The sequence below is a fragment of the Dyadobacter sp. CY261 genome (assembly GCF_021440085.1).
Taxonomy (GTDB): Bacteria; Bacteroidota; Bacteroidia; order Cytophagales; family Spirosomataceae; genus Dyadobacter.
In genome coordinates this window covers 53,451-70,318 of the sequence record NZ_JAKCPW010000014.1, presented here as the reverse complement: position 1 = coordinate 70,318, position 16,868 = coordinate 53,451, and the positions used below count along the sequence as shown (strand labels likewise).

Genomic DNA, 16,868 nt, shown 5'->3' with positions numbered 1-16,868 from the left:
TTACGTCATAGGCGGCGTTTTAAGGCATTGTTGATATGTCGGGTCAAAACTACTTACATCCTTTTCCCAGGATCGTTATCTGGTTATCGGCCATTTCGTACTGCGCATCGAGCGCATTGCAGATCACTTCGAGCTTTTCCCTCAAAGGCTGCCCGATCAAAGTCGCATTCAGCGGGCAACTGCCCATCTTTTCCCGGTCGTACACGATCCGGACGTTGTAGGCGCTTTCCAGGAGCCGGAATACTTCCGAAACCGGCGTTTCATCAAATACAAAGTGTTGTTTTGAAACATCCTTATCCGACGCCGCGGCAATCGGTGCCGATAGCTGAACGATCTTGCCGCTCTCTTTTGAAAATGCGATCCTTTCGTCGTGTTTCAGCGTAATGCCTTCCAGCTCGGGTTTGTCCAAAACAGCTTCTTTTTGGGTTTTGTCAAGATTATTAATGGAAAAAACTGAAACTGTACCCGTCCTGACTTCTACTTTGATATCCTTGTTTTCGGACGTCGCGTCAATCATGAAACTGGTACCGAGCACCTTCGTCGCCAAGCCGTAACTGTATACCAAGAAAGGCCTCTGCTTGTTTTTAACGATTTCAAAAAAGGCCTTGCCTGTCAATGTAACTTCCCTGCGCTTTTTATTTTCTCCCTCCGAGTAACTCAGTCTTCCGCCGGGTTGCAGCACCACCGAGCTTCCATCTTGCAACAGAACTGTCATCGGCATGTCGGTATCATTATATTTTTGGATTGTATAGGGTATTTTGGTGCTTTCGCGCGCAGCTGCTTCCCGCAACGGCCCATCGGCTTTTTTGTAGTAAAACCAGTAACTTACCGAGCCAATGCTCAGGATCAATGCCGCCGAGGCAGCTACCCTCATCCAACGCCACCCGTGCCTGTGTGTGACCCTGAGAACCGGCACTTTCTCGGGTTCCGCCGTTTTCTGGGCATCGTCGCGCATATGGCTTTCTACAACACTCCACATCCTGTCGCTCTGCTTCTGATCTGGTTGGTGCCTTCCCGTATCCTTCGCCAGCAAGATGACGTACTCCCGAGCGGACTCAACCGTACTGCGCTTTCCCGGGTGTTTTTCCAGGAAGGCCTGCCATTTGCGGTCGCTGAGCTCGTCGGGATGCATTACCCATGCGATAAACTCTTCATTTCTGATCAGTTCGGTCAGAGAATAAGGATCATGCTTCATTGTTCGCGGGATGCAGTTATCGTCGTTCAATAGTAAAGAGCGACGAAATGCAGAAATGACCTCTTCAAAATGAAACTTTTTGAAGAAATATTTTAAAAAAATAGTAACAACCAGAGAATCAGGGAAGAAACAAGCAGAATCTCCCGGCTCTGGCGAAGGGAAGTAATTGCTTTGTAAATAAAATTACGGACAGATTTTTCATTGACGCCCATAATTTCGGCGATCTCCTCAATGCTGAAATCGTCGAAATAGCGAAGCGTGAGTGCTTCAAGCTGCCGCTCGGGAAGTTGATTGAGCAACTCGTGAATGCGCTGTGCCCGCATGGAAGATGATTCCATCTCGATCAGGACCGCTTCGGAATGGGTATGGTTCGCGGGCATCTCCTCGTCGTCGAGCTCGCTTATTTCCTCCATGGAAGGAAATTTGTCGAGCGCCACGTGGATACGTCGGCGCAATGCGCGGTAGAGATAGAATTTAACCGAAATAACGTTTTGGGTGAGGTTCGCACGCAGCCGCCAGATATCGATAAACACATCCTGGATCGCGTCTTCCACCAATGAAGAGTTTGTCGAGAGCTTGCTGCCGTAATTGTAAAGTGTGCGGTGGTATTTTTCGAAAATCGCAGTGAAGGCCATTTCATCACCCATGCGAATCCGCTGCCATAGCTCATAGTCCCTGGTATCGCCCGTTGAGGTAGCAATATGAATCACCGCGTCTTTATGTTTTCGTAAGAAAGCATAAAGCTAAAAATTTATACTTAAAATACTATTGAGGTCACCGGCTATCGTAGTCCGGCTTTTGCTATTTATGCAAAAAGCTGCCTTCTGGGGCAGCTTAGCTAACTTATCATATTTCTATTACTATAATTTTCGCTTTACTTCCCTTACAAATGCGACAGTGACGCCCACCAGCCTGGCTATTTCCTTCTGGCTAAATTTCGTTTCGCATAGGAGATTTCGGACGAAGGCGGTATTGCGAGCAAGGCGTTCCTGCGATATTCCCTGTTCCAATCCTTCCTCTTTTACGATCATCAAAATAGTTTCTTCAAATGTCATAGGAATTTTGTTTTGATCAACCACCCTATCTATTTCTAAATCAAATTCTACATCCAGTTCTCTGTTTCCCAACCTCACATAAAACTGCAAAAAATTCATTAACCTTCCAATCTTCCATTTAGGAATATTACGGTTTAAAAGCCTTTTAGCCAACTGAATTTTCAAACGGTAAAGCTCCTCTACCGAAAGCCTTTTCCCGATGAGCGCTGTCTTCGTAATCAGCACAGCCTGGGCGAAGGGATTATCACTTTCCGACAATACTTCCTCCGATTGATCCAGCACTTTAAAACTGTTAAACTTAAAACATAAGCTGGTGCCCAGGCATGCTTGCTCAAACTGGTAGGGCAGGTAATGTTTACAGTCGTCCGTCAGTATGGCGAAGGCGGTAGTGGGCTTACGGTACTTGTCCCAAATGCGGTAATAATAGGTAAACATCCGGTCAGCGAAAGTATCGTCGCGGTAACCTTGTACTTCAATGTGTACAAGTAACCAGGCTTCCGCACCGGACCGACAGTAAACCTTTACCAGCTTATCCACATACCTGGTAGCGCACGCGTCACTTACCGGCGGGAAAAGCTGGTCGAGCTCCTGATCCAGGTATTCGAATCCTCGTTCGAGATCAAATAATGTGTCCGCGTTGGGAAAGAAGAACCGGAGAAAATCGTCAAAAATGTCTTCCAGTATCGATTTCCAGAGAATGTCGTTCCGCTTCATGCTGAAAAGAAAAGGGTGCCCGAACATTTGTACGTTCAGACACCCCTTTGGTAACACTATTCTACAAGAACTATTTTTTCAGAGCTTGCCTAGTTCATAGATCAATCTTTCCGTTTCCTCTACGGATGTAGCGGGGAAGTTCGCGATACGAAGCTGGGTAGACTTGTTGGCGCCATACCCGCTGCCGATAACCATTCCTTTTGTTTTAATTTGCTTGATAATATCCGCCGAAAGTGAAATAGTATCTGCTACGATCACTGTCTGTGAGCGGATTGCTTTGTCTTTCACAAATAATGAAAAGCCAGGTGCCTGTTCAATAAATTTGTAAAGCAATTCAGCTTTATGCTCTGTTTCTTTACGAATGTTGCTCACTCCGATGCGATTGAAATCCTCAGCGACTTTGCCGAGCAGGTAAATGCCCATCACATTTGGCGTAGCGGGTGTTTCGTTATTCTGCGCATTCTTCCACAGCGTCGGCAGGTCGTTGTGCGCGCCGATGGAATATTGATTGCGAATGTATTCTGCTTTTTTCAGACAGCGCTCGCTGACGATCCACACGCCCAGGCCGGCAGGCAAACCGAATGCCTTTTGAACCGAAAAAAACGCTGTGTCAACAAGGTTGTAATCCAGCTCAGGGTAAGGCGCTGATGACACCATATCCACGGCAATAAACTTCTCGGGATGCCTCTGTTTTAATTTATGGATCTCAGCGACCGGCATTTGCACACCTGAACTGGTTTCGTTATGCGTGGTTGCGATCAATTCAGCATATTCAGGCACTTCGATTTCGGATGCCGTAAACCCCTCGCCCATTGGTTTCTCAAACTTGTGGGCGTATTTGTTCAATGCATTCGAGTAATCGTAAAACTTCTTGGAAAACGAGCCGTTCACCAGGTGAAAGCTTTCCAGCTCCACGGTGCTGAATAAAATGCGCTCCCAGGCTTCCGATGCCGAACCCAGAAAAAGGATAGCGTGCGAATCGGGTACATCGAGCAGCGTGCGCAGCTGGTCTACGGTGAATTTATGCAGATCGCGGTACTGTTGGCTGCGGTGTGATATCGAGCCGAGCTGATTTTCGACGAATGCCTTCAAATGCTGCTCGAACGTCGGGTATAACTGTGCAGGCCCCGGAGTGAAAAATGTTAATGACATTAGGTCAATGAGTGAATGAGTGAATGACTAAATGAGTGAATGGACGGCCTTGACAGAGATGACCATTCACACCAAATCCTAGTAAAGCATCCGGAAACGGATCGTTCCTTCTACCTCTTTCACTTCCTGGATAAATTCCTCTGTATAACCTTTGGCGATATCGACGATTACATAGCCGATATGCTCATTCGTTTTGAGATACTGGCCGGTAATATTAATATTGTTTTTCGCAAAGATCTGGTTAAGTTTTGCCAGCACTCCCGGTACGTTCGCGTGGATGTGCAGCAAACGGTGAGAGTCTTTCAGCTTCGGCAATTGCACCTCAGGGAAGTTTACGCTGCCGTACGAACTACCGTTATTCATGAATTCCAGCAATTTGGAAGGCACGAAATGACCGATATTTTCCTGTGCTTCCTCGGTGCTCCCGCCAATATGCGGCGTCAGGATTACGTTCGGTAATCCCAGCAGCTCGCTTTCGAACATTTCATCGTTGGTTTTCGGCTCCTTAGGGAATACATCGACACCCGCACCGGCTACCTTTCCGCTTTTCACGGCGTCGGCAAGGGCTTTGATATCGACCACGTGCCCTCGTGAGAGGTTCAGGAAAATCACGCCGTCTTTCATGAGATCAAACTCGCGTTTGCCAATCATGTTACTGTTTTCCTTACGGCCATCCACGTGCAAACTCAGTACGTCGGACATCGCTAGCAGCTCTTCCAGTGTGCTTACTTTCTTGGCGTTTCCGATAGACAGTTTTTCAACTGCATCATAGAAATACACATCCATACCCAGTGCTTCCGCAACCACGGAAAGCTGCGTTCCGATGCTGCCATAACCTACCATACCCAGTTTCTTGCCACGGATTTCGAAGCTTCCGTTTGCAGATTTGTCCCAGATACCATTATGCATAGAGTTGCTTTTACCAACGATATTACGGATCAGCAGAATCATTTCGCCCACAGCCAGTTCAACTACGGAACGGGTGTTGCTATATGGCGCATTGAATACCGCAATACCTTTTTTCGCAGCCTCGTCCAGGTCGATCTGGTTTGTACCGATACAAAATGCCCCGATCGCCATCAGACGATTGGCATGTTCGAGTACGCGTTTGGTAATGGTCGTTTTGGAACGAATACCGATAATGGACACGTCCTTGATGCGTTCGCAAAGCTCGTCCTCATCCAGGGCACCCTTTACAAATTCTACATTAAAACCTTCCGACTCGAATGCCTTGCGGGCAACCGGGTGAACGTTTTCAAGAAGCAATACCTTGATCCTGCTTTTCGGATAAGACTGACTTCTGCTTAATTTATTATCAAAAAGAAAATCATCGAAAGAAGTGGCAATATGATCCGCCACGGCGGTTACTCTAGGACGTTCGACGTTTTCGGTAAATGCATAAAAACGGTTGGCCAGGCCGGATGCCTTTAACTCGTAGTCGGTATAGCCATCACCGATAGCATAAACATCGCCGGATAAATTCAGCGCGGAAAGGATTTTGATCTTCCCGCCATCCATTGACAATACGTTTTCCTCATCGATCCCCACAATATTCCCGTCCTCATCAAAATTGAACTCATTGGCATACACATGATCAGCCAGGATGCCCAGCTCTGTTACAACGGGGACGATAAACTCCTTAAATCCGCTGGAAACGATAAAAATCTGCTCCGCATTCTCCGTTAAAAACTGCGTATTCCGCTTGAACGAATCCGAAACCTTGGTTCTCAGGAAAGAAACCAGTTCCTCAATGTGCGAACGGTTGGCCTTCAGCAAGGCAATTCGCTGGCGCAGACCATCCGCAAACGACATTTCGCCATTCATACCCATGTTGGTCAGGTCAGAAATCTTCTGAACAATCTGATCACGCTCCGGATGCCCTTTAAGAGCGATCGCGGCCAATTCGTCGAGCCCTTCCACTTTCGTGAATGTGCTGTCGAAATCAATGATAATGTACGGTGGTGGATTGAGAGTTAATGTGGACATGAAGCAGAAAATGACTGAAAAATGATCGAGTTGACGTAATTTTTATCTGTAAGGGTCCGACCTGTCTGAAACAGGCCACAAAATTACCAAATCTGTTGGTATATGACACTAACAAAATAATGTTTGGAACAGTTTTAATTCTGACCGTGTGCTATTCGAGAGGGGTCGAAAATATCGGGAATGGTCAGATAAAGCGTCAGGAGTTGCCTGCGAAATGGTCACGAGTTGTTTAAGACCCGTTTTTAAAGTGTCAAAAACCGGACGGCCTGCTTCTCCGACCAGTAGAATTCGTCCATGAGTTGGGCCGGGCGGAATCCGCAATGGCCGCCATCTTTCGTAGCCAGAAGTGAGACGTGTGTGTGCGAACGGATGATGTCTATGGGCAAGCTTTTGAAAGGAACAATCGGGTCATTTTCCGCATTGACGATCATCGTGGGAACTGCGATGGATTCCACAAAGTGCATGGAACTGCATTGCGCGTAGTAGTGATCCGCCCCATCGAAGCCGTGTAAACGTGATGTGTAGATATGATCAAAATCATACAGCGTCTTCACCAGCCGGTGATCGTCGAGACTGATCCTCTCCGGGAAAACCCGCGCCTTTTCCACCACTTTTGGTTTTAATGTATTCAAAAAACGGCGCATATATATCTGATTACGAGGCTCGATAATGGCCAGGCTGCATGCTTTCAAGTCCATTGGCACGCTGAATACCATCGCCCCTTTTATGCGGCCGTCGGTGTTGCGCCCCGTCTCTCCGAGGTACTTCAATGTAAGGTTACCGCCAAGGCTGAAACCCATCAGCCGGATGTCGGTATAACCTTTTTTGAAAGCGTATTGAATCACGGCGTCGAGATCTTCTGTGGCACCGCTGTGGTAAAACCGGGCTGTCTGGTTCATTTCGCCGCCGCAACTCCTGAAATTCCAGGCGAGACAATCGAATCCGTGGCGGTTCAGGATTTTAACCATCCCCGTGATGTACTGGCGCGTGCTGTTTCCTTCGAGCCCGTGCGAGAGGATTACCAGCGGCTTTGCACCTTCATTTTCGGCGTAAGACCAGTCCAGATTCAGAAAGTCATCATCGGGAGTTACAATTTTTTCACGAAAATATTTTATACCATTTACCTGCCGGAAAAGCGCAGGATAAATGCTCTGAAAATGCCCATTAGGGAGCCAATTAGGTGATATTTTCTTCTCAAGATAAACTAAGGGCATGGAATTAAATGCTTTCTGACATTTTGGAATTATTCTAATCAACCTAAACTTTAATATTGCAAATTTCCTTTTTATATCTAAATTTGGTTTTTACAAAATATAAGAGCAATACTAATGGCAGAAGGTACAGTTAAGTTTTTCAATGAATCAAAAGGATACGGATTCATTTCTCCATCAAATGGAGAGAAAGACATTTTTGTTCACGTTTCAGGTCTTCAGGACGACATTCGTGAAAACGACAAAGTATCCTACGAAGTAGAAAATGGAAAAAAAGGCCTGAACGCAGTTAACGTTCGCGTTATCTAAGTTTAGTCATAATAGGGACATTTCGAAAGCACGCTCAACAAGAGACGTGCTTTTTTACTTTGCCTATTTATTGCCTTTCGTCATCGCCTCGTAAGCCTGCTGAGCTTTCTTATCAACGGGTTCTATCCGCATAAGCGAGCGACGGTTATCGACATTCTCTATCCAACGGTAAATCCAGGAAAAACCTGCGTTTCCATAATACCGCAGGGGAAGTTGATAAGCCGGATCGGCCATTGCTTCCTGTAAACTAATGAACCGGTATTGCTTTTCTCTCAATTTGTGAACTAGAACCGGCAGATAATCGGTATTCAGCTGGTTGTCGTGACACAAATAAATTTGCTTCACCGGCTTCTTCGCCGCTACCTGTGCTACACGATCGAAATACTCGAAAAGTTGCAGGCTGAGATCCACATAACGGTTGCCAATGGCCCGGGCTTCTTCTATTTTACCTTCCTTCAAGGCTTTTTCATAAAGCTGGGTGTAAAGCCAATCTTCACTTTCGACCGTAAAAGGTGTTGAAATATAATGATGATCCGTCAGGAATTTCTGCATGCGCGTTTGTTCGGCGCTGTCTTTTCCCATTCCATTAAACGGAAACCGGAAGTATTCCAGCTTTTTGCCAGCCTGTTCAGCCACTTTACGCGTCAGTTCCTCGCCCTTCAAAACCTCTGCCGTGAATGCATCGAACCCGATTTCACCATAATTCGGATGTGAATAGCTGTGATTGCCCACTGTAATGTATTTGCGGGAAATCCAGCTTTGAAGCAGTTCTTTGTTTTTTTCAAATGCTTTGTTCTGCCTCAGATTTCCTTCATTAATAAAAATCGCCACCGGCAGGTTAAGCGAGTCAAGCTTTTTAAGTAACCCGGATGAATTACCGTGCGACGCATATAGATGAACGTTAGGTACATCATCGATGGTAATGGCGACGCTGCGCTCCTGGGCAAGAGCAGCCGAACCGATGATGGAGAACAGCGCAAAGATCAGGCGACTTCTCATGGCTTACCCGGAATACGTTCACGCGCCTGCCGCTCGATCATCCATTGCGGATACTCGGGTTTCAATGCGCTGATTTTGTTCAATTGATCGAGCTCTTCCGCTGTCAGCACCACATGAGTAGCTGCGATGTTATCGGCAAGCTGTTCCGGTTTCTTTGCACCAATAATTACACTGGTGACACTTTGCTGATGCAGCAGCCAGGCCAGGGCGATCTGCGCCACCGAAACGCTGCGTGCTTGCGCAATGGGCTGGATAACGTCGATAATGTCGTATGCTTTTTCTTTATCAACCGGTGGAAAATCGAAATTATCGCGTCGGTTTTCCCCAGTCGTTTCGCTGTTGCGCGTGTATTTGCCTGACAGAAAACCTCCCGCCAGGGGGCTCCAAGGCATTAATCCAAGGTTCTGGTCCCTCATCATCGGGATCAGTTCCCGTTCGAGATCACGACCTGCAATAGTGTAATAATGTTGGCAAGCCACAAACTTCGTCCAGCCATTTTTCTCAGCAATCCCATTCGCCTTCATGATCTGCCAAGCCGCGTGGTTGCTCACGCCCAGGTAACGCACCTTACCCGATCGCACGACATCTTCCAGGCCGCGCATGGTTTCATCAAGCGATGTTTCCTCATCCACGCCATGAATGTAGAACAGATCAATATGATCCGTAGCAAGGCGCGAAAGGCTCTCATTCACCGAATCCATGATATGCAAGCGCGACAGACCTACCTGGTTGGCACCCGATGCCATACGGCCCCGAGCTTTGGTAGCGATAAACACGTCGCTTCGCTTCACCCCGAGCGCCTTGAATGACTGGCCCAGTATCTCTTCTGATTTACCATAGGAATACACATTGGCCGTATCCAAGAAATTAATGCCTGCATCGAGCGCTGTTTTCACCAACGCGATGCCCTCGTCTTGCTGCACCTTACCAATCACTTCAAAATAACCATCCCCTCCAAAAGTCATCGTCCCGAAACAAAGCTCGGAAACGAGTACGCCGGTGTTGCCTAGAAAGTTGTATTTCATGCGTTGTTACGTTTTTGTGGCGATTGGGATTTTTGACCGCTGACGGCCGACCACCGACCGCCGCTTTTTGTCAGTTTGTTGCGGCAGGCTTGCGATTGACCGTCTGCTGCCATTTTCTTTGCGAGCGCCGTCACAAGTTTGCAATCGGCGGTCCGCGGTCGGCCGTCAGCGGTCATCAACCTCATTCAAACAAATCTTCCGACCGTTCCAGCATCAAAATCGCCGATTGCGGGACGATTACGTATTGCTGGCCGTCGTATTCGAGGTCAATGGCGTTGCGCTGAAGGTAAATGGCCAGGTCGCCTTCCTTTGATTGCAAAGGCATATATTTTACTTTTTCCTCCGTCTCTTTCCAGGGCTCCTCCTCCACGGCCACGGGAATGGGATAGCCCGGACCTACTTTGATCACATAGCCGGTTTGCACCTGTTCTTTTTCAGTGACGGTTGGAGGCAGGTAGAGACCGCTGTTAGTGCGATCGCTTGGACTTTTGGGACGGATCAAAACGCGGTCCCCTACTACGATCAGGCTTTTAAGCCTGTTGTCGGATGTTACTTCGTACATTGTAATTGATACTTAATCTGTAATAAGAACGTCTGTTGCCCTTCAAGAAATGGTAACAAATAATTAAGAGCAAATGTTTGCTGCTTTCACCTTTAAAACTGGAAGTAGATGAACTGGTTTTCGGAAACTACGCCCAGCAGATAGTTGGCAAGCAGTATCAGTGGGAATAACATGAAAAATACGGTCGTATTCCGTGTAGGTATTTTCAGATAATAGTGCTCCTTGATCAGCAGGAAAACGATCAGTACCACACAAAGCCACATTTCTATATGGTTCAACGGTGTTTGTAGTGGTTCGGAAAATGAGAAGCCAGCCATTTTTTGCAAAATTAGAAATGACCGCCCAACCGGCGCTTTATGGTTGCGAAAGAAAACCCAGGTAATGGTTACTAGTATAAAGGTCAAAACCGTATTCAGGACATTCATGAACGCATTTTTAGGCATTTCGATCCCTGCTTTTTTCAGCCATTTGTCGCGGAGAGACGCCGCCACCTGATAGAAACCGTGCAATGCTCCCCAGATTACGTAGTTCCAGCTCGCGCCGTGCCAGAGCCCGCTCACGAGGAACACAATAAACTGGTTTCGGTATTTGCTCCATTCGCCCTTCCTGTTTCCTCCCAGGGGAATGTAGAGATAGTCTTTAAACCACGACGAAAGTGAAATGTGCCATCTGCCCCAGAACTCTGAAATGGATTTGGAAATGTAGGGGGTCTTGAAGTTTTCCATCAATGTGAAACCCATCACGCGCGCAGCACCAATGGCAATGTCCGAGTATCCCGAAAAGTCGCAATAAATCTGGAATGCGAAGAAAATAGTGGCGACAACGAGGGTCAAACCATTATGCCCGGCCGGGTCGTTGTAGGCATTATCCACGAGCATAACGAGGCGGTCGGCGATCACCATTTTCTTGAAGAAGCCGAAAGCCATTTGCATCAATCCTTCCTTTACCTGCTCGAAATCGTATTTAAAAAACGAGTGGTACTGGAAAAGCATATTCTGCGGCCGTTCGATCGGGCCCGCCACGAGCTGCGGGTAAAACATCACATACAACGCGTAAATCCCGAAATGCCTTTCGGCTTTCTGATTACCACGATACACTTCAATCGTGTAACTCATGGCCTGGAATGTATGGAAAGATAAACCAATGGGTAACAGCAATTTGCCACTCCCAGTAGTCATCCATTCCGCGATCGGGCCGGGAATGAGGCGTGTGAATGCGGGGAATGCAGGTCTTAAATGCAGGTTGGTGAGAATCGTATTCACCGAATCCTGCACAAAATCATAGTATTTAAAGAATGCGAGAATGCCGATGTTGGAGATCAGGCTGATAACGAGCAGCAGTTTCCTCTGTTTCTGTTCCTGCGACTTTTCAATCCAAATCCCGGCATAGTAATCGATAATAATGGTACCAAACAGGATCAGGATGAAGACCGGTTTGAAAACCATATAAAAATAGCAGCTGGTGAGGAGCAAAAGCACCCAACGGCCAGTCCATGACAGGCTGAAATAGGCCAGCGTGACTACTATAAAGAAAACTGCAAATTGAATCGAATGAAAATCCATCAGGTCAAATGTACTCCCGGTTGACTATTTCTTCCTTGATAATAAACAGGGGACGGTTTTTGGATTGAAAAAAAATCCGGAGCACATATTCTCCAATAATGCCCAGCGCCAGCAACTGCACACCACTGAACAGAATAATCACAAAGAGCAGGGCCGCAAAGCCCTCAATAACGTGGGTAAAAAATAGCTTTTTAATTACCACCGTTGCAAAGTATATCAGCGATATAATAATGGCCATCATACCGACGCGGCTCATAAACTTGATCGGGAACTCGCTGAAATTAAAAATACCGTTGTAAGCAAGCGCAAAAAGCTGTTTGAAAGAGTATTTAGACTCCCCGGCCGCACGTGCATCGCGCTCGTATTCATAGCCGATCTGTTTGAAACCAATCCAGGAACGCATTCCACGCAGATAGCGGCTTTCCTCAGGCATTTTGTTCAGTACATTCACCACCCGCCGGCTGATCAGTGCGAAATCGCCACTGTCGAGCGGGATATCTACATAGGAAATGGAGCGTAAAATGCGGTAGAACCAATAGTAACCCATTTTTTTTATAAAACCCTCTTTCCTTTTCTTGCGAACGGCGTAAACCACATCGTTACCTTCCTGCAACAATTTGTAAAATTCCGGCAAGAGCTCCGGCGGATCCTGCAAGTCACCGTCGATCACAAATAGCGCCTCGGTGCCACGGGCAGCCGAAATTCCGGCCGTCAATGCAAGCTGGTGACCGTGGTTACGCGAAAGAAAAACGCCATGATAACGCTCGTCAGTCAGCGCTATTTGCCTCACTTTAAGCGCAGTATCATCCTTACTTCCATCGTCGATCAATACCACCTCAATCGACAGCGGACTGGCGTCCATCAATGCATTGATACGTTGTACCAGCAGTGGGAATGTCTCAGATTCATTATACAGCGGCGCGACAATGGAAATTTGAGGAGTTTTCAATATGCTAAGTTTATCAATGACCAATGCTGGCAAAAATACACCTTTCGGTGCATTATCGAAACATTCTGTTATTTAAGGTATTGTCACTTTTCCAAGAATGCCCCCTTTCAAACCGGCTCCCTCCACATTCAATATCCCAAGGTCGTATGTGCCGGGCAACAGCGATGAATGTGGTATTTCAATATCAAAACCTTTATCGTATTGTTTGAAGAAATTGCGGCTAGTGTACTTGTGCGGCTCCATTTTAAAGAAATACAAACGCCGGGCATCGCGTACGAATGCATATTCACCATTCGTGCGTACAGGCGAAATCGTTCCTTCCGGATCGTTGATGTAAATGCCCTTTTCGCGATGTACGACAGTCACTTGCCGCTCCACCGGGAATGCGGTCGTAAGCGCATGAACCTGGCGGCCGAGCTCATTTCCTTCTCTTGGATAACTGTAAACACCTGTTTTAACCAGGTATTTCATCACATTATCCACGTATCGCGCGCCTTCCGAGTAAGGCACGTGTCCCAGTCCGAAACCATTGTGTTCCTGGTTGTAGCCGTTCACCATGTAATATTTGCGGCGTTCGGAAATGACCGGTAAATACGAGTAAATAGAAACACCCCAGATGACAAGCCCCCCCAACGCGGCTAATTGCAATGCGCGCTTCCGCAGATTTTCATTTTGGGTTGAAACAATGAAAGTCAAATAAGTAACGACCAGAAATAAGGCTGGGTAAATTTTGTAATTACTCACAATCATCACAAAAAAGCCGAAACGCGGCCGCAGCAATCCGATCACCAATGCTTCGACAAGCAAAAAACTCAGGATGCCCAACAGGAAAGCTTCGAGATTGTTCATGCTTCCGGCATCAACTGACCCGGCAGGCCTTTTGTATCCGCCGAATGTCCTGTTAAACCAGGGCACTAGCTGTCGCCACAGCCAGATCGTGATCCAGATCATGGCAGTGAAAGCCATCACTACCGGTAACGCAGAGCGTACAATAATGCTTTTCTCCGGAAAGAAGTCGAACAGTCCTCCCAGAAAAGCAAAGAAGCCGAGCACAGATAAATGCGGATATTTGGTAAAAAAAGCTAAACTTGACTCGTTACCCTGCGCCGAAAGGCCGTGGAAATACAATCCTACCGCGACTGCACCTACCAAAATCCATGCAACCAGTTGCTTATACTGAGACCTCAATAATAGCACTGCTACACCGGCAGGCCAGACAAATATCCCACTGCTCATGGCGTACGTCGCACAAACACCGGCAACCAATGCGCCTGTGAAACGCCTTCCCGAGAGCAAAAACATGGATAGCACCACGAAGAAGACCACCGGCTGATGTTGCCAGCCGCATATCGCCCAAAGAAAAATCAGGTGGTATTGAAGCTGAAAAAGCAAAAACGGGACTGGTAGAAAATACCATGCATTGAGATTCGAGCGTTTGAACGCGCGCCAAAAGATCACCAGCGTACCTAATGTAAAAAGCGCCGCGCCAACGTGCAGGAATGTAAAATTGAGATGCCCCGTAACCCAGTAGTAACCCAATGTAGCCAATTTGCCAATCACCATCCGGTGCTCATTATTGGGCTGAAATAGGAGTGTCAGACGTTCAGGTAATGAGTCACTGGTGATCCATTTGTGCAGGAAATCGGGAAACGGATCGAAATCGTCGTACCAGGGCAGGTTCACCGAATAGTAGAGGATCACAGCAATCCAAACCACGACGGGCAACACCAGGACCAGAAAGAGGAGCGGCTTTTTATTGCTGTTGTTCACCTTCGGTATCTTTCATGTAAATGGCTTCCTTGCCAAAATAGCCTGCTGTACACTTGTTCCACCAGTGGTTTCGGTCAGTTTTGATGTCGTCGTCTAGGAAAATAGACATCGGTTTTGAGCGGACGGGCGGCAGGTACAGAATGTCCTCCTGCGAATTCTTAATCAATGCGTAACGCTGATACATCTCCTTGTCGAATGCAGCTGCTTTGCCTTTCAGCAAATCAGAGTAGATCATTTTTACATTGCTGCTCCGAAAAAACGCCAGTCCCACCGACGCCAGCAGCAGCACGTATACGATGCCATAGCGAGGTGTGGTGAAGTAAAATCCGGTTACTTTTCTTTTTCGGATGTAATGGAAAATGACGCCGATGATATAAAACCAGCCAATCAGGAAGAAGAAGTAGACGCAGTTGATCACACGCGGCGTAGGCTCTATTCCAACACCATAATAGGAAGGGAACAATTGCGCTGACAATACCCCAATAAACAGCAGCATGGCATACCAAACGGGGATTGAAAAGTAATTACGGGCACCTTCCGACAAACGTGACAGAACAAACAGCCATGCCAGCGTAAATAACACCAGCGGCGTTCTGAAAACCCAGTCGTAACCGAGGTAAGCGAGCTTTTTAAATGAAGAAATCACTGAAAACGGGACGTTGCCACCCAACGGGTTTCCGCCAATTCGGGCTGCATTTCCGGGAGAGGCAAAATAGAAGTAACAGGAAGCGCCGGTGACGATCAGCATCGCAACCATAAACGCATCGACTTTCCTGTGAAAAATTACCCTGTACGCCAGCCACGCCCCTACCAACAGCACCATTACAAGCAAGTTGGTTTCACTGCTACCGATCACCGCGAATATCAAAAAGCCCGAAAGCGCCCCCACGAACAGTTTAGCAGGCTGGGTATCCTGCCGGTACCAGCGTAGCACAAGCACGATCCAGAGCAATGTGAGGATATTCGGAACCGTATAAGTCACGAAAGCAGCCATCCAGTAGAATGCCTCCGAAATGCTCATCATTTTAAGAATGTATAAAAAGAAAACAATGCCCGCGAAGCCCACATGCGCCAGTCTTGACAATGTAGGCGTGAGATGCCGAAACAAGCTGTACAATGCAAACACCATCCCAGAAAGTAAGATGACCGGCAATATTTTAAAACCAATGATGGAGTGGAAAAGCAATGGGCTCGTATGATTTAGAAAGATGCCGAAATAGCGACCGGTCCATTCTGTATAATACAGCTTCATGGCCTCAAACCAGCCTATTTTGAAGACAGTAAAAATATAGCAGAAATCATCCGCTGGCGACGGGTGGTTGAAGTACGAAAGCGCCAGCAATGGCACCAGTACGGTCAGCATCAGGAGAATATTGATCCAATTGCCAACAACCCGGTATTTTCTATAAAATTTATTCATTTACAATTTTTTCTATGATATAGCGGGGACGGCCTTTCACTTCTTCATAAATCTTACCGATGTATTCACCGATCAGGCCAAGTGCCATCATGTTGAAACCGCTGAAAAATGTGAGCGGTAACATGGTCGACGTCCAGCCCGCCACGGTGTGACCGATCAGGAAGGAAAAAAGGATATAGGTTACGATGAGCATCGCGATAAAAAAATTGGCAAAACCGAAATACAGCACCAGCCGCATAGGAAATGTCGAAAAAGAGGTAATGCCATTCCAGGCAAAGAGCAACATTTTGCTCAATGGGTATTTCGTTTCACCCGCTTCACGTTCGAGACGACTGTAAAATACCTTTTCATTTTTGAAACCAATGAGTGGCACAATGCCCCGAAGGAACATGTTGATTTCGCGAAAGTTGCCCAGCTCTTTGAGCACACGCTGGTCCATCAAACGGAAGTCGGCGTGGTTGAATACCACCGGAACACCCATTTTTTGCATTAATACATAAAACCCTTCGGCTGTAAATCGCTTAAACCAGGTATCTGAGCGCCGGTCGCTGCGGACACCGTACACGACCATTGCCCCCTCGCGGTGCTTTTCGATCATGGCTGTGATGGCATTGATATCATCTTGCAGGTCGGCGTCGATGGTGATAAAGCAGTCGAAATCATCGACATGCTTTTCTAAACCTGCCATGATCGCGCTCTGATGACCGAAATTCCGGGAAAGCCCCACTCCTATTACTTGACTGTCCTGGCTGCAAAGGCCCTCAATGATCGTCCAGGTCTTATCCCGGCTCCCATCGTTCACAAAGCAGATGCGACTGTCCTCCGCAATGAGGCCCTGCTCTTTGATGCCGTTGTAGTAGGTGTTTAATTTAGCATACGTCCGAAACAAGATCGCTTCCTCATTGTAGCATGGTATAACTAAAAGTAAACGAGCTGGATTCATATGTCACCCTGTTGGT

Annotated in this window: 15 protein-coding genes; 1 reads left to right on the top strand and 14 read right to left on the bottom strand. The window is 47.1% G+C overall.

What is annotated here, in order from left to right; all coding sequences use genetic code 11:
* Positions 1-49 precede the first annotated feature (49 nt).
* From LZD49_RS29170 to LZD49_RS29145, 6 genes are all read right to left on the bottom strand, one after another.
* The gene (locus LZD49_RS29170) at positions 50-1,195 is read right to left on the bottom strand and encodes a FecR family protein (RefSeq protein WP_234671472.1); all 1,146 of its coding nucleotides are present in this window, start codon (positions 1,193-1,195) and stop codon (positions 50-52) included.
* A gap of 92 nt (positions 1,196-1,287) precedes the next feature.
* Positions 1,288-1,905, bottom strand: a complete 618-nt coding sequence (locus tag LZD49_RS29165) for an RNA polymerase sigma factor (RefSeq protein ID WP_234671471.1) — start codon at positions 1,903-1,905, stop codon at positions 1,288-1,290.
* A 150-nt stretch (positions 1,906-2,055) separates the two neighbouring features.
* Positions 2,056-2,964, bottom strand: coding sequence for an Rpn family recombination-promoting nuclease/putative transposase (locus LZD49_RS29160; RefSeq protein WP_234671470.1), 909 nt, complete (start codon positions 2,962-2,964; stop codon positions 2,056-2,058).
* 78 nt (positions 2,965-3,042) lie between these two features.
* Positions 3,043-4,116, bottom strand: coding sequence for an aminotransferase class V-fold PLP-dependent enzyme (locus LZD49_RS29155; RefSeq protein ID WP_234671469.1), 1,074 nt, complete (start codon positions 4,114-4,116; stop codon positions 3,043-3,045).
* A gap of 78 nt (positions 4,117-4,194) precedes the next feature.
* Entirely contained in the window at positions 4,195-6,102 is a 1,908-nt protein-coding gene (gene serA / locus LZD49_RS29150) for a phosphoglycerate dehydrogenase (protein WP_234671468.1), read from the bottom strand.
* Between the two features lie 242 nt (positions 6,103-6,344).
* Positions 6,345-7,316: a YheT family hydrolase gene (locus tag LZD49_RS29145; protein ID WP_234671467.1), complete on the bottom strand. Its 972-nt coding sequence runs from the start codon at positions 7,314-7,316 to the stop codon at positions 6,345-6,347.
* A gap of 114 nt (positions 7,317-7,430) precedes the next feature.
* Here LZD49_RS29145 and LZD49_RS29140 point away from each other — a divergent pair, with 114 nt between their 5' ends.
* Positions 7,431-7,622 carry a cold-shock protein gene (locus LZD49_RS29140; RefSeq protein WP_234671466.1) on the top strand — a complete coding sequence of 64 codons (192 nt, stop codon included), beginning with the start codon at positions 7,431-7,433 and terminating at the stop codon, positions 7,620-7,622.
* A 63-nt stretch (positions 7,623-7,685) separates the two neighbouring features.
* Here the strand turns inward: LZD49_RS29140 and LZD49_RS29135 are convergent, their stop codons facing one another.
* From LZD49_RS29135 to LZD49_RS29100, 8 genes are all read right to left on the bottom strand, one after another.
* On the bottom strand, positions 7,686-8,621 hold the full coding sequence (locus LZD49_RS29135; protein ID WP_234671464.1) for a polysaccharide deacetylase family protein: 936 nt from the start codon (positions 8,619-8,621) through the stop codon (positions 7,686-7,688).
* Positions 8,618-9,646 (bottom strand): aldo/keto reductase, encoded by a 1,029-nt coding sequence (locus tag LZD49_RS29130; protein WP_234671462.1) that lies wholly within the window; start codon positions 9,644-9,646, stop codon positions 8,618-8,620. The genes LZD49_RS29135 and LZD49_RS29130 overlap by 4 nt, the downstream gene beginning before the upstream one ends.
* A 181-nt stretch (positions 9,647-9,827) precedes the next feature.
* Entirely contained in the window at positions 9,828-10,208 is a 381-nt protein-coding gene (locus tag LZD49_RS29125; protein WP_234671460.1) for a co-chaperone GroES family protein, read from the bottom strand.
* Positions 10,209-10,300: 92 nt separating this feature from the next.
* On the bottom strand, positions 10,301-11,770 hold the full coding sequence (locus LZD49_RS29120; RefSeq protein WP_234671458.1) for an MBOAT family protein: 1,470 nt from the start codon (positions 11,768-11,770) through the stop codon (positions 10,301-10,303).
* Positions 11,771-11,774: 4 nt separating this feature from the next.
* Positions 11,775-12,719 carry a glycosyltransferase family 2 protein gene (locus LZD49_RS29115; protein ID WP_234671457.1) on the bottom strand — a complete coding sequence of 315 codons (945 nt, stop codon included), beginning with the start codon at positions 12,717-12,719 and terminating at the stop codon, positions 11,775-11,777.
* A gap of 72 nt (positions 12,720-12,791) precedes the next feature.
* A complete protein-coding gene (locus LZD49_RS29110; RefSeq protein ID WP_234671455.1) occupies positions 12,792-14,489 on the bottom strand; it encodes a hypothetical protein in 1,698 nt (565 codons plus the stop codon).
* Positions 14,473-15,909, bottom strand: a complete 1,437-nt coding sequence (locus LZD49_RS29105; RefSeq protein ID WP_234671453.1) for a DUF6056 family protein — start codon at positions 15,907-15,909, stop codon at positions 14,473-14,475. Before LZD49_RS29105 ends, LZD49_RS29110 begins: the two co-directional genes overlap by 17 nt.
* Positions 15,902-16,852 (bottom strand): glycosyltransferase family 2 protein, encoded by a 951-nt coding sequence (locus LZD49_RS29100; protein ID WP_234671452.1) that lies wholly within the window; start codon positions 16,850-16,852, stop codon positions 15,902-15,904. Before LZD49_RS29100 ends, LZD49_RS29105 begins: the two co-directional genes overlap by 8 nt.
* Positions 16,853-16,868: the final 16 nt, after the last annotated feature.

Coding starts and splice junctions, on each gene's coding strand:
- LZD49_RS29170 (WP_234671472.1), bottom strand. CDS start 1,195: ATGAAGCATGATCCTTATTCTCTGACCGAACTGATCAGAAATGAAGAG.
- LZD49_RS29135 (WP_234671464.1), bottom strand. CDS start 8,621: ATGAGAAGTCGCCTGATCTTTGCGCTGTTCTCCATCATCGGTTCGGCT.
- LZD49_RS29100 (WP_234671452.1), bottom strand. CDS start 16,852: ATGAATCCAGCTCGTTTACTTTTAGTTATACCATGCTACAATGAGGAA.
- LZD49_RS29125 (WP_234671460.1), bottom strand. CDS start 10,208: ATGTACGAAGTAACATCCGACAACAGGCTTAAAAGCCTGATCGTAGTA.
- LZD49_RS29120 (WP_234671458.1), bottom strand. CDS start 11,770: ATGGATTTTCATTCGATTCAATTTGCAGTTTTCTTTATAGTAGTCACG.
- LZD49_RS29130 (WP_234671462.1), bottom strand. CDS start 9,646: ATGAAATACAACTTTCTAGGCAACACCGGCGTACTCGTTTCCGAGCTT.
- LZD49_RS29160 (WP_234671470.1), bottom strand. CDS start 2,964: ATGAAGCGGAACGACATTCTCTGGAAATCGATACTGGAAGACATTTTT.
- LZD49_RS29145 (WP_234671467.1), bottom strand. CDS start 7,316: ATGCCCTTAGTTTATCTTGAGAAGAAAATATCACCTAATTGGCTCCCT.
- LZD49_RS29105 (WP_234671453.1), bottom strand. CDS start 15,909: ATGAATAAATTTTATAGAAAATACCGGGTTGTTGGCAATTGGATCAAT.
- LZD49_RS29155 (WP_234671469.1), bottom strand. CDS start 4,116: ATGTCATTAACATTTTTCACTCCGGGGCCTGCACAGTTATACCCGACG.
- LZD49_RS29140 (WP_234671466.1), top strand. CDS start 7,431: ATGGCAGAAGGTACAGTTAAGTTTTTCAATGAATCAAAAGGATACGGA.
- serA (WP_234671468.1), bottom strand. CDS start 6,102: ATGTCCACATTAACTCTCAATCCACCACCGTACATTATCATTGATTTC.